The sequence below is a fragment of the Nostoc sp. ChiSLP03a genome, from assembly GCF_034531215.2.
GTDB lineage: Bacteria > Cyanobacteriota > Cyanobacteriia > Cyanobacteriales > Nostocaceae > Nostoc.
Genome location: NZ_JAVRBQ020000092.1, coordinates 20,006 through 32,978, shown reverse-complemented (window position 1 = coordinate 32,978; position 12,973 = coordinate 20,006). Strand labels below are relative to the sequence as shown.

Sequence of the window (12,973 nt, the reverse complement as noted above, 5' to 3'; positions counted from 1 at the left end):
AAAAATCAAGCCAATAATACTACTAATGAAAGCAACTATAATCTCGTGCTTCCGTATAGCTTTTTGGATCTTAGCGTCTATGATGTTTTCTAATTCTTTGTATAACATTGAGTTGAACTTGGTTAAAGACAAGAATTATCTGAAACTTACGTTACTTACATAAGTTAGAGTATGTCCGAAATCTCTAACTTATGTCTAACTTATTAAATGAAAACTATTTCAATGCAGTGCGAGTGTCAAGAAGTTTTACGTCGTTTCAAAACACCACCTGAAATACCAAAAGCTAATATGGCTAAGGTATAAGTTGGTTCGGGAGTTGCAAGAATACTTACCTGATTAATAGCCAAGCCGTATTGTGGAGCAGAACTGCTAAAAACAAGTCGTGAGATGTTTGGAGTATTACTACGAATCCCCAAGAATACTGCCGAATTATCTAATGCTAAGGACGAAAGATTTGGAACTGAGAAAGTACCCAATAGGTTATTAGCTTTATCAAAAGCGGCGATCGAATTTTCAATTTTCAATTTACTAGTGTCTACAGCTATCTGAGTTCCAGCGCCAAAAACCGGCTGGGCAAAACTAATCGAAAAAGGGCCGCCGTTCCCCTGAGTACCAGGATCGGGAGTACCGGGAGGAAGAGGAATAAAACCTGTTGGATCTATACCTCCGAAGAGAATAAAATCACCTAGAGCGAAGTTACTCCGAATGCCAGGTGGAGGTAAAGTTTGAAAAACAAATGGTGGAGTAATTTGAGGCTTATTAGTTGGAGTTATATTTATATCCAAGCCTAAACCACGTTGCGATGTCGCTGAAAAAGAGTTAGGTAAAAAAGCAGAAAAATTAGGGGCAGAGGGATTAAATACTTTACCTAAACTTTCCCAATTAACTTCATCATTGCCTTCTAAACCAGCGCGCTCAGTTACTAAAAATGTAGCGGCTTTAACTGGTAATGGAAGAACCGTTATTATAGCTGCGATCGCTGAAAAATATTTTACAGATAACTTAAATAATTTATTTATCGTAACTTCCACAAAGGTTTCTCCTTAATTTTTTAAGATAATATCATCAAATGCAACAATTAAATATTCACGTTCAGACAATGCTTTGCTCAGATCGAGAGAGTGAAAGCAACTGCTGCGATCGCTCCAACTGAGCTTAAATGTTTCATTACCGCCATTACTAACCAACTTGTTATTGTCTTCTCCAGCATCAATCAGGTTATTTCCAGATTAGTAGAGATATTATTATTGCCTCCACGAGTAAAAATATACTTGTCACTACTACTCCCTAGCAAAAAGTTATCGTTAAGGGAGTACCAGCAACGATAGATATAAAATATACCTTTATAGTTTTGTAGATCAAATGTATTCGATCGTCGTAATAGTCCCATATTACAACGATCGCAATTATAAATTTCTGATGAAATATACTTAAAAATAGTTAATCCAATTTTATATCTCTGGTGAGAGAAAAAAATACGATTACCTATTTATTAAAATTCTATGTCAGTACCTTATGGCAATTTATAGCTACCAACACGTAGATTTAACTGACCTTGGCGCGGGTTATGGCTGAATATAAATGCGCCTTCTTCGCTTTCTCTACTAGATAAAAAGTCAATCTGTTGCTCTCCTGTTTCTGTAACTTTGCCGTCAATCATTAACTCAGCTATAATCTGAACTGACTCAGCTGTATCTCCTCCATTATTCACAACTTCAAAAGGAACATAAAACTGGCCATTAATTTCTCGAATTGTTTGTTTTTTAGTGACAGAAAGGATGGGAGGTTGATTTTTTTCGTTCAGCCAAGTGTAGCCTACTAGACTCACAATGATTGCTAAGATAAATGAGGCGATGCTGAATGTTATCCACTCAGCTATTGAGCGCTTTGGTTGTTGTTCTGTTTTACTCATATTGCTAACCTTCCGGCTGCACCACCAATGGTTGCGGGTAAACCCAGTATCAATGTGTGATCTAACCACATTGTCCAGGGATCGCTAAAAGTTAATTTTTGAAAGAACCACAGCATAAAAGCGCCTGCTAGCAATGATACTAAGTAGGACATAATAGTTTCGCTCGATGGTCGTTGAAAAATTCCCTTTTGCTCTTTACGTTTTTGCTGGTTAGAAAAACCTGCCTGAAATACAATGCCATAAGAAATCAGCAAAGATGCGGCGATCATTGCCAATTCCCAAGGTGGAGAGGTTGCGGCTGCAAGCATAGGAATTTCATCTGTGGGAGCGATGTTAAATGCAATTATGGTTGCACCAATCAGGGTTCCACCCACATCCACAAAAGTGGCGTGTAACTCATCACTTTTGTTTTTGGTTGTGTTATTTTCGCGATCGCTTCCTTGTCCTTTTCCATTGCTGTTTTCAGTTTCTCCCAACAATTGATTCGCTAATGCTACACCAAGAGCAAACGGCACACTTTCAAAGATGATTTTACCTAAAGATTCCTTTAGAGAGGTTTCTGGTGTCAATTCTCGCAATAGTAATAGCACAAAGGCAGAACAAGCTATGCCGATCGCGATCGCTTCGACGGTATCGATTGCGGTTTGAGCAGCTAGCCAGCTATATCTGCGTTTGCGAAAGCCTTCTATTTGATTGAGCAAGTAAACCACAATAAACATTAATGCGATCGCCGTCATGATAAATTGTGCTTTTGCCAGCGAGCCAATCCACCAAACCTCCATTGTGTACAGCAAGGGTATGCCAAACAAAAAACCTCCACAAGCACCTCGAATGATGTCATTAATCTCATTCTTCCAAACATTTTTTTGACTTTTCGTTGGCACTCCTTTATTTTCCTTTTATTTAAATTTTGTTTTAATTTATAATTCATTTATCTGCGAAAAAGTTATTTTTTTAATATATATAAATTTTATTTATCAGATTTTCATGTTTTGTACGATCTGCTACAGTACCGATCGGCATCTATCTTAAGATAATATTATTTACCAAAATATTCTCTCGGTTGATGGAAGTAAAAAACAATACATAGCTGTTAGATTATGTAATAGCTTTAGGGACTTACAAGTAATAAGATAAGCAATATTTTATTACTTGTAGGGTGAGCGTCTTGCCCGTCCCGTGAAATGGGCGGGCTTTTCGTCCCACTTTGCAAGTAGTAGTAATTTATCTAAGACTTCGCAAGTGTCACAAAAAAATCGGATTTGTAGTTTGTAGTAAGCAGCTCTAGCCTTTATTTTGAGGATTAAAGTCCTCTCTTCTCGAAAAGAGACGTACTCGCGTTCGAGACGCTACTTCGGCTTTGATCAGTACAAGTGCGCGAACACTACGAACTGAAAATAATATGCCAGTTGCGTAAGTCTTGTTATCTTTGGAGTTCTCTAAATCAACTACAAGCTGGAGATAAAAACCATGAGTGTCGAAAAGAGAATAGAAGCGACTGCAAAAAATATTGAAGGAAAAATTCAAGAGATTGTGGGTGAAGTCACAGGTAATCCACAAGATAAAACTGAAGGACAAGCAAAGCAAGCTGAAGCCCAAATCGATCACACCGTAGAAAATATTAAAGACGAACTGAAGAAAGCTTTAGAATAATTATCGCTTGTCTAGGGTAAATAGCGATTTTAACGATGAGTAACTCCTAAATTTGTAACTTGATTGCTCCACTTTCTATAAGTTAGTGGGGTTTTTTATCGCGTAAAATCTGAAGGTGAGCTTAACTGAACTGTATTGCACCCTAACCCTCCCCTTAATAAAGGCTACGGTGTACACACAAGTCTTCTAGAGTTGCTCCACAGCTTTTTGTAGGGGTTAAATGAAAGGCGATCGCCCTCGGCCAAGAGTCCGCGATCGCCTTTCTTATTTGAATGTATAGTATATTTTTATACTTATCAACAGTTTTATAAATACTTTTACATAGATTTAAGCGTGAGGAATTGGTGTAAATTTTTGTGCGATGTCTGTTGACTCGCCGCTTTACGTCTAAGCTTTGTGTTGGTTCAATTCTTGCGATCGCCCTACAGCTCTTTTCCTAAAGGAGACGCTGTTCGCGTTCGGGCATCCTACGGCAAGCGATGGCTTTGCCATCGCTTCTGTATTTAATAAAAGCAAGTTTGCTAAGTTCTTATAGCACTTCTGTGTTAAGTGTAATACAGATTTAACCCCCAGCCCCTTCCCTACTAGCGTTGGGGAGTAAGATTTAAAGCCTCTCTCCTTTTAGGAGAGGTTTGGAGAGAGGTCAAAGTGTATTGCTTCTATTCAAGAAGCGCCATATATTGAATTCGGGCAGTCGTTTATTGAATTCGGGTAGCCGTTTATCGAATTCGGGCAGTCGTTTATTGAATTCGGGTAGTCGTTTATTGAATTCGGGTAGTCATTTATTGAATTCGGGTAGTCGTTTATTGAATTCGGGTAGTCGTTTATTGAATTCGGGTAGTCGTTTATTGAATTCGGGTAGTCGTTTATTGAATTTGGGCAACCTACAAGAATTTACGTAAAAAAATTTAAAATGTTTGTAGTATAAAAGTCAAATTATACTGAATAATGCGGGTGTCAATTAACCCTAATTCTGTTTATCCTAGTGCTGTACAGTCCAGGCTAGAAGTCAGTTTTTATCCTGGTGCATTATTAATAACAGAAAGGTGATTTATGTCACGTCTAAAACGCGGGTCTAAAGTAATTGATAGAGCGCAGCGTAGGATTGCGGCTTTGAAATCGATCAGTCCCACCTTAGACTTAGGGAATGGGGTAACAATTGACGCCTTTGCAACCCTCATTAAAACAACGCAAGACAAGTTGGAAGCTTATAACTCAAGCCTCTCCACCGTAGATATGACTCAGGAAGCCTTAGAAGTTACCGAAAAGTCGCTGATGCAACTAACAGAACACATGTTACTGAGTGTAGCTGCAAAGTATGGCAAAAATAGCGATGAGTACAAAATGGCGGGGGGCGTTCGTCGAAGCGATCGCAAGCGTCCGGTGCGTCAGCCTAAACAAGGGGCTGTTGTTTGATAAACAGGGCTTATGCGGTGATACTGCGTAAGCCCTAGTATAAACAGCTTCTTATTTAGCCAATAAGTTATGATATCAATTAAATTATTGGACTTTGGGTAATAATGCCAAATCCTAGCGTAGCAAGTTTACTAGAGCAAGGACACAACCAACTGAATCGGGGAGAGTACCAAGCAGTTTTAGAGATTTTTCAGCAAGCTGCTGTACTAGAACCGGAAAACCCCAAAGTAAGTTATGGGTTGGGTCTAACTTGTTATCGTCTGGAACAACACCACGAGTCTATTGAATACCTGAACAAAGCTTTGAGAATTAAGCCAAACTACATTTTGGCGCTAGTATGGCGAGGATTGGCTTACCAAAAAATTGACCCGCAGCAAACACAAGCAGATTTTGATCGAGCGATCGCATTTACTCCTCAAGATTCAGAAGACTGGCAAGGTAGAGGAATTGCATTAAATAAATTACAACGCTATGAGGAAGCTGTTGCATCTTACGACCAAGCACTGAAAATTAATCCAAATAATGATAAAACTTGGTACATCCGGGGGATTGCTCTACGGAATTTGAAACGCTACGAAGAAGCAATAGAATCTTACCACCAAGCACTGAAAATTAATCCAAATAACGATGAGGCTTGGTACATTCGGGGAATTGCCTTGGGGATTTTGAAACGTTACGAAGAAGCAATAGAATCTTATAACCAAGCACTGAAAATTAATCCAAATAATGATAAAGCTTGGTACATCCGGGGGATTGCTCTACGGAATTTGAAACGCTACGAAGAAGCAATAGAATCTTACCACCAAGCACTAAAAATTAATCCAAATAATGATAAGACTTGGTACATCCGGGGGATTAACCTGGGGATTTTGGAACGCTACGAAGAAGCAATAGAATCTTACGACCAAGCACTGAAAATTAATCCAAATAATGATAAAACTTGGTGCATCCGGGGGATTGCCCTCTCGGATTTGGAACGCTACAAAGAAGCAATAGAATCTTACGACCAAGCACTGAAAATTAATCCAAATAATGATGAGGCTTGGAACATCCGGGGGATTACCCTTATGGATTTGAAACGTTACCAAGAAGCAATAGAATCTTACGACCAAGCACTGAAAATTAATCCAGACGACGATAAAACTTGGAACATCCGGGGAATTGCTCTACGGAATTTGGAACGCTACGAAGAAGCAATAGAATCTTACCACCAAGCACTGAAAATTAATCCAAATAACGATGAGGCTTGGTACATCCGGGGGATTGCCTTGGGGATTTTGAAACACTACGAAGAAGCAATAGAATCTTACCACCAAGCACTGAAAATTAATCCAGACGACGATAAAGCTTGGTACATCCGGGGGATTAACCTGGGGATTTTAGAACGCTACGAAGAAGCAATAGAATCTTACCACCAAGCACTGAAAATTAATCCAAATAATCATGAGGCTTGGTACATCCGGGGAATTGCCTTGGGGATTTTGAAACGCAACGAAGAAGCGGTTGCATCTTTCGACCAAGCACTGAAAATTAAACCAGACGACGATGAGGCTTGGTACTACCGGGGGAATGTGCTGAGGGATTGGAGACGCTACGAAGAAGCGGTTGCATCTTTCGACAAAGCCATCGAACTCAAACCAAATAAGCATGAAGCTTTGGTTAACAAAGGAAATGTACTCGTTAAGTTAAAGCGAGATACAGAAGCCATTGAATTTTATAATCGCGCTCTTAACTGTATAGATCCTCAGTGGTGGGAAGCTTGGAATAAGAATCAGGGTTTCGTAAACATATCTGCTCTAAATGAGGAAGCTGCTGTAAAAATTTCGGTACAGATACCAACACCTAACGATCAACAAACTACTATCGAATTGCGTCTTAAAAAATCGAAACAGTTGCAATATTACATGATGCAACAACCAAGTCTTTTCTCAGATTTATCTGAAGCAAAAAAAAGCTATGAAGAAGCCCTTGAGTTCCTGACATTTGATAATTTTCCAGAGCAATACTTGCAATTCTTACAAGAATTACTGAAAGTATATTCATGGGATAACCCTGAAGAATTCCAGAAAAATTTGGAGAAAGGAACTCAGCAGCTAGAAGAATTGAACAGAGAACCCAAATCAGAGCAAGCGAGAATCAAGATAGACAGAAAATTAGCGGCTTTTAATCAAATGCGGGTAGATATCCTTGCACAGTCAACAGATCCAGAGAAACACATAGAAGCTTTAGAAACAGCAGAGGTACGCAAGAATACTTGCCTTGCTTGGCTGAGGGAAGGTTCAATTTATCAACCGCCTACCGGGTTTGACTTTAAACAGACACAAAAACTACTTAATCCCAAAACTGCGGCAATTTACTGGCATTTCAGCCCTATTGCTATCACTACTTTCATTATCAAACATAATGAACCGCTAAAAATCCTGCAACCACAATTGCCAAGCGAATCACAACAGGGAGGCAATAGCCCTTATTTTTATCAGCTTCAGCGTTTTGAAAGCTGGATGCAGCAATGGAAAAAGTCTTATCAGGATTACTGTAAGGTTTCTAACACAGATAAAGAAACGACTCCTTGGCGGAAAAATATGAAATCTATGTTGGAAACTCTTGGCGAAATTCTAGAAATTAAACGCATTGTTCAAGACGATCTCCAAGATGTTGATAATTTGATTCTCATTCCCCACCGGGAATTACACCTATTACCCCTAGATTATCTGTTTAAAGATAAAGATTTTATCATTACTTACTTACCAAGTTTTCAGATTGGCTTGGAGTTGTTGGAATTGCCATCAAACAGCGAAAATACCGATAGCCAAAAACTTCTGAATATAGAAATGCACTTAAATAAGCTTTCTTATACAATAATTCAATCTGCTGCTCTTTACCACCTATATCCAAGTTATGGTAAATTGCCAGACCCGCCTGCAACAAAAACTAACTTAATCAAAGCTTTAGGAGAGTATGAAGGTTACTTTCACTTTACAGGACATGGCTATCACATTTTAGATCGGCCGAGAGAATCAGCTTTAGCGTTAGCAGACACAGAGAAATTGACTTTGGGTGACATTTTTGAGTGTCAAGAATTAGACTTACGAAAGTATCAACTCATTTGTCTTTCTGCTTGCGAAACTGGGATCACTAGCCAGGAATTTAGCAAAGAGAGGATAATTGATGAATATGTTGGTTTAGTAAGTGGGTTTATTGCTAAGGGAGCAAACAACGTTGTTAGTACTCTTTGGAGAGTCGATGAACTTCCCACTACTTTACTCATAATTAAATTTTACCAGTTACTTAAGCAAAGACAAACCCCTACCATAGCACTGAGAAAAGCAAAAGATTGGCTACGTCAGTTAACCTATAAAGATTTAGCTAAGTGGTATAGAGACTTAGCCAAGGAATTGAATGAACCTCATTCGAGAGCGTATCTGAAAACAGAAGCGGAAATTATTGAAGATGACACAAAGAAAAAGGAATCTACCGAACATCCCTATGCTCATCCTTATTATTCGGCTGGCTTTATTTTAACTGGTAAACCAAATACAACAGGGTAAAATGAGCCAGTTCGTTGGAAAGCCAACGCTTTTTACCTATTTTAGGTGTTATAGTTAGTCCGCATAATTAGTTATGATTCCCACAGTCATCGCACCCCTAACCCCCTGTGTATACACAAGTCGTATTACCCCCCTTAATCCCCCCGATGTATTGGGGGGAAACAGAAAAAATGTTGTTCCCTCACGCCACATGCTTCAAGTCGGCGAAGCCGCCCAACGCAGTGGCTCCCCTTTATAAGGGGAGGGTTAGGGTGGGGTAAAACGCAAGATTTCTCAACTACTTGTGATATTAGCTTTATTTCCTTTACCCCCTATTCCATCCTATGCTTAACCCACTACAAACAGTCACCCTCCGCGCCTTTTTAACAGCTTTGGTAGAATCAAATTCTTCTTTACCAATAGCTTTACAGCAGGAAATCAATAAAGTTGGTGAAATGCTTGCAAATACATCATCAAAAGATGATGCCCTTAACCGCTTGATAGAATTGGCAGAAAACGACTGTCTTAAAGCGTCTTACTATAATGCACGAAAAAATATTCAGACGGAATATACAACTCAAGAACTCAACAAATACGATAAACCCAGTCAGCAGAATCAACCTACAATACCCACAGATCATCTTAGCAATATTGCGATCGCAATTTTTAAAGATCCTGATTCCAGCGCTGAAGCTAAGAAGCACAAATCAGAAATTATCGCCAAAAATTCTTAATGTCTAAAATAGACTATCTCACCCTAGACCTATTCATTTATAATCTTGCAGATACTTCGAGCAATACGCAAGATTATTGGTCAAAGCTTGCAGAACAACTTAAAGAACAACTTAAACAAAAGGGATTCTCAGCTAAACCCAACGATGAAGATCGACAACGCCTTGATTTCTGGAAGAAAATTTCAACTGCTATTGATGGTTCTTACAGTCAAGCGAATTTTGATGATAGTAACTGCTTACGTTATAGCTGCTCTATCGATCAAGAAGTTGAATTATCTGATATTGAGCATACCTTAACTCAAATCAAAGATTTAAACCTTATACCAGAAATTGGCAATTTAGCACCTGGAATTTCAGAAAATGGCTACTTAGGGCAAACTTGGATGATATCAGGCTGGACAGACCCAGCTAATAACCCAATTCCTGAAGCAAACGCTCATCAAGCTTACAAAGCCATAATTCCACAAGGACACCAACATCAAAATTTAGGAGAATTTTTAGGCGCTACAGTCTATGAAATGTGGCGTAGTGAAGGGCGTTGGGACAAAATTGAAAAAGACAGTCATGTAATAGTTGTTTTCTATCCTGATGAACCTACATTTCAAAAAGCTAGTAAATTTTATAATTCATGGAAATACTTATTTTACTGTAGACATAAAATCCTTTGGGCTTATGAACAGGGTCGGGAACTAAAATTAAGGCTGTTAGAGAAATATAAGCATAGTTTAATAGACCAGAATAATTTAAAAACTTTATCAACCAAAGGATTGCAAGAGCTAAAAAGCGAATTGCAAAAAAATATTAATACTATATTTAATTACATCCAAGATATAAACCTGCTACAAACTCAACAGCACACAGTTGAAGTTAATGAGCGTAACTACGAAAAACACTGTAAAGACAATTTTACAACCGAGAAATTTTTAGAAGAATTTAGCAAGATAGTCAAAGAAAAATATCAGGTACAATTAGAAAAAGACTATCTCGGTCTAAATCCAGGATTAGCAATATTAGAAAACTTGACCGCTACAATTCGCGGCATGGTGGAGATAGAGCAAGCACAGCGCGATCGCAACCTCAACACTAATATTGCGATTGTTGGTATTGGACTAGCAACAAGCCAGATTGCATCCTCTGTCATTCTCGCTCAACAAACTCCACCTAAAGATATTCTTTTCTACCAAACAAAAGCTTTTTGGTACAGTATTGGCACAGGTGCGATCGCCAGCCTTGTTTTCTGGATTATTCTAACCAAAATCCTACCCCGGCTTCGTCGTTAAATTCAGCCGCGTCAAACTAGGGATTTTCGGAAAATAAGGGGAGGGTAGAGTGAATAATATTATCTATTCCTACTAATCTTACAAGCTGTTCGTTAGCTGGTCGGCAGATGATGGTTTCTAAGTTATCATCCTGGATAATACAAACGTCAGATAAAGCGATCGCTCGAATTTATTCGACAAATCGCTCAAAAATTGTATCCATGCGTTTGCTCACTTGGACAGCGATCGCACTCCGATAATTATCCGGTTATTTGTCACCTTGACAGGGCTAGGGGTAAGGTTTAAAAATGTACTTCATGCAAACGATAACCGTTATAGTATTCGACAGAAATTAGGTAAAAAAGTTTTACTGAAAACATCAAATTCCGTGACTTTTACCGATTACCCAATTCCGCCGGAAAAACCGGGCTAATGCTGATTCTTCTAAAGATAGATAAATTGGGCGTCCGTGAGGACAAGTGCGAGGGTTGCGAGTGCGTTGCCAATTATCTAAAAGTGTTTGCATTTCTTGTTGATTCATCGGTGTACCGTTACGAATGGCACTGCGACAGGCGACAGCTACTTGGGCTGTTTGTAAATCGCCTCCCCAACTAAGTTCTAAAATTGCTTCTGCACAGTCGTCTCGTTGCTGCAAAGGGGCGGGGATATTACGGACTGCCCAAAGTTGTTCGCCAAAGGGTTCTATTTCTAAACCGATGCGTTGCAGTTGCGATACTTGCGCCGGCGATAATTGATAAAGAATTATTGACGGTTCGACTGGGACAAGTTGCCAATTATCAGACAATTGCTCATATAAAACTCGCTCATGGGCAATGTGCTGTTCTACTAACCACATCCCACTTGAATGTTCCGCCACAATATAAGTGTTGCTTAATTGAGCGACAGCTTTTAAAGAGTAAGGAGTTGGGAGTGAGGAGTTAGGAGTTTTGGGATTTTCATTAGGATTTTGAGAATTGAAATTATAGCTACCTTTTGCTTCTGCGGCTTTGAGTAATTTACTAACTCGTGTTGTGTGAACAGCTTCTTTGAGATTGTTAGAAGAAATGCTGAGTGCTTGGTTAATTGCTTGGGTAATTTGCTCTTGCCAATAAATGATTTCGTTGAGATAAATTTCTGTTTTTGCTGGATTGCGATTCCAGTTAATTTGATCGGGGGAAATAGCAAGATGTAAGAAACAAATTGGATAGCGATCGCGTGGTAATGTTCTATGAAATGCTGATAATATCGTTTGCTCTAATTCCGGTGTCTTAATCATGCGTCTGTTGATAGCTACACGTACCCAATCTGGACGATGACGATGAGTGCGATCGGGTAATCCTACCACTAAATTTAGTGCTGAGTGCTGAGTGCTGAGTGCTGAGTCGGGAGTGGGGAGTGGGGAGTGGGGAGTTAGAAGTTCTGAGTTTAGTGGGTTGGGTATTTCGAGTTTTACTTCTTGCAAGTCACCTTGTCGCACTTGCGGTAAAATTTGCGGTAGCAATTGCCTAATTGTCGCTGCCGGACAGATGGTGAACCATTGACGGTCATTTTGCCAAATCTGCCAAGTAACGTGGGGATGACAGAGGGCAATTTGGTGAATTGTGGCTTGCACAGCTTTCATTTGCTGTGCTGTTGTGGGTAATCCCTGACGACGAGATGAGCAATTACCGAAAAGATGAGAAACTGTAACCACTGTACCAGGTGCGATCGCAGTTGCTTCAACTTGTACAACTTTCCCGCCATCGCCATAAATTATCCGCCATCCTAAATTTCCCCTCAAAGGACGACTCAAAATTTCTAAATCAGCCAAAGTCGTTAAACTGTGCAACGCCTCACCACGAAAACCCAAACTGTTAATTTTCCACAAATCGGCACTAGAGCGAATTTTACTAGTGCTGTGGGCTGTGGCTGCTTGTTGCAAATCATCTAGGTTCATTCCACAGCCATTATCTGCCACCCGAATTCGCCATTGCTGCGGCCACAGAGAAACCACAATTCGCGTTGCACCTGCGTCTAGGGAATTTTCTACCAATTCCCGCACCACAGAGGCTAAAGAGTCGATTACCTCTCCAGCTGTAATGAGATGTACAACTTCTGTCGGTAGAGCTTGAATAGTAAATGCCATAAATTATAGTTTATAGCTTCTGGCGCACACTATATACGACTTCTAGCAAGAATCCTTTCTCAGCAAAAAAAGAACCACAAATAAACACTGATAAATTATCTGTGTGCATCTGTGGTTTAATTTCTAAAACATTAATTATTGCAAGATATCTATTGTGTATTACAACTTTTTCTATGGCATCAGAAAAAATTAGTAATTGCAACATTAATTAACATTAAATCACCTTATACCAATTTAATGTGAAGTTACACATATCTAGATCCCCCTAAATCCCCCGATAAATTGGGGGAGTTTGATATGTTTTTCTGGTTCCCCCCTTTATAAGGGGGGCTAGGGGGGATCGAATT

At 39.4% G+C, this 12,973-nt stretch carries 10 protein-coding genes; 6 read left to right on the top strand and 4 right to left on the bottom strand.

Annotated elements, in window-relative coordinates:
- Positions 1 to 236: 236 nt before the first annotated feature.
- The 3 genes from RMY32_RS15025 to RMY32_RS15015 all read right to left on the bottom strand — a co-directional run bounded on the left by RMY32_RS15025 (position 237) and on the right by RMY32_RS15015 (position 2,796).
- The gene (locus RMY32_RS15025; protein ID WP_322708917.1) at positions 237 to 1,031 is read right to left on the bottom strand and encodes a hypothetical protein; all 795 of its coding nucleotides are present in this window, start codon (positions 1,029 to 1,031) and stop codon (positions 237 to 239) included.
- A 482-nt stretch (positions 1,032 to 1,513) separates the two neighbouring features.
- Positions 1,514 to 1,912 carry a TIGR02588 family protein gene (locus RMY32_RS15020; protein ID WP_322708916.1) on the bottom strand — a complete coding sequence of 133 codons (399 nt, stop codon included), beginning with the start codon at positions 1,910 to 1,912 and terminating at the stop codon, positions 1,514 to 1,516.
- Positions 1,909 to 2,796 (bottom strand): TIGR02587 family membrane protein, encoded by an 888-nt coding sequence (locus tag RMY32_RS15015; RefSeq protein ID WP_322708915.1) that lies wholly within the window; start codon positions 2,794 to 2,796, stop codon positions 1,909 to 1,911. Before RMY32_RS15015 ends, RMY32_RS15020 begins: the two co-directional genes overlap by 4 nt.
- Positions 2,797 to 3,382: 586 nt before the next feature.
- On the opposite strand from RMY32_RS15015, the gene RMY32_RS15010 reads away from it, so the two are divergent.
- The 6 genes from RMY32_RS15010 to RMY32_RS14985 all read left to right on the top strand — a co-directional run bounded on the left by RMY32_RS15010 (position 3,383) and on the right by RMY32_RS14985 (position 10,761).
- Positions 3,383 to 3,565, top strand: coding sequence for a CsbD family protein (locus RMY32_RS15010; RefSeq protein ID WP_322693288.1), 183 nt, complete (start codon positions 3,383 to 3,385; stop codon positions 3,563 to 3,565).
- Between the two features lie 1,053 nt (positions 3,566 to 4,618).
- Complete coding sequence (locus tag RMY32_RS15005) at positions 4,619 to 4,981, top strand: hypothetical protein (protein ID WP_322708914.1); 363 nt, start codon at positions 4,619 to 4,621, stop codon at positions 4,979 to 4,981.
- A gap of 104 nt (positions 4,982 to 5,085) precedes the next feature.
- On the top strand, positions 5,086 to 8,529 hold the full coding sequence (locus RMY32_RS15000; RefSeq protein ID WP_322708913.1) for a CHAT domain-containing protein: 3,444 nt from the start codon (positions 5,086 to 5,088) through the stop codon (positions 8,527 to 8,529).
- A 323-nt stretch (positions 8,530 to 8,852) separates the two neighbouring features.
- Entirely contained in the window at positions 8,853 to 9,242 is a 390-nt protein-coding gene (locus RMY32_RS14995) for a hypothetical protein (protein ID WP_322708912.1), read from the top strand.
- Entirely contained in the window at positions 9,242 to 10,522 is a 1,281-nt protein-coding gene (locus RMY32_RS14990; protein ID WP_322708911.1) for a hypothetical protein, read from the top strand. The genes RMY32_RS14995 and RMY32_RS14990 overlap by 1 nt, the downstream gene beginning before the upstream one ends.
- 107 nt (positions 10,523 to 10,629) lie before the next feature.
- Positions 10,630 to 10,761 (top strand): hypothetical protein, encoded by a 132-nt coding sequence (locus RMY32_RS14985; RefSeq protein ID WP_322708910.1) that lies wholly within the window; start codon positions 10,630 to 10,632, stop codon positions 10,759 to 10,761.
- Positions 10,762 to 10,880: 119 nt separating this feature from the next.
- Here RMY32_RS14985 and mutL read toward each other — a convergent pair whose 3' ends face one another.
- Positions 10,881 to 12,626, bottom strand: coding sequence for a DNA mismatch repair endonuclease MutL (gene mutL / locus RMY32_RS14980; RefSeq protein WP_322708909.1), 1,746 nt, complete (start codon positions 12,624 to 12,626; stop codon positions 10,881 to 10,883).
- Between the last annotated feature and the right edge of the window lie 347 nt (positions 12,627 to 12,973).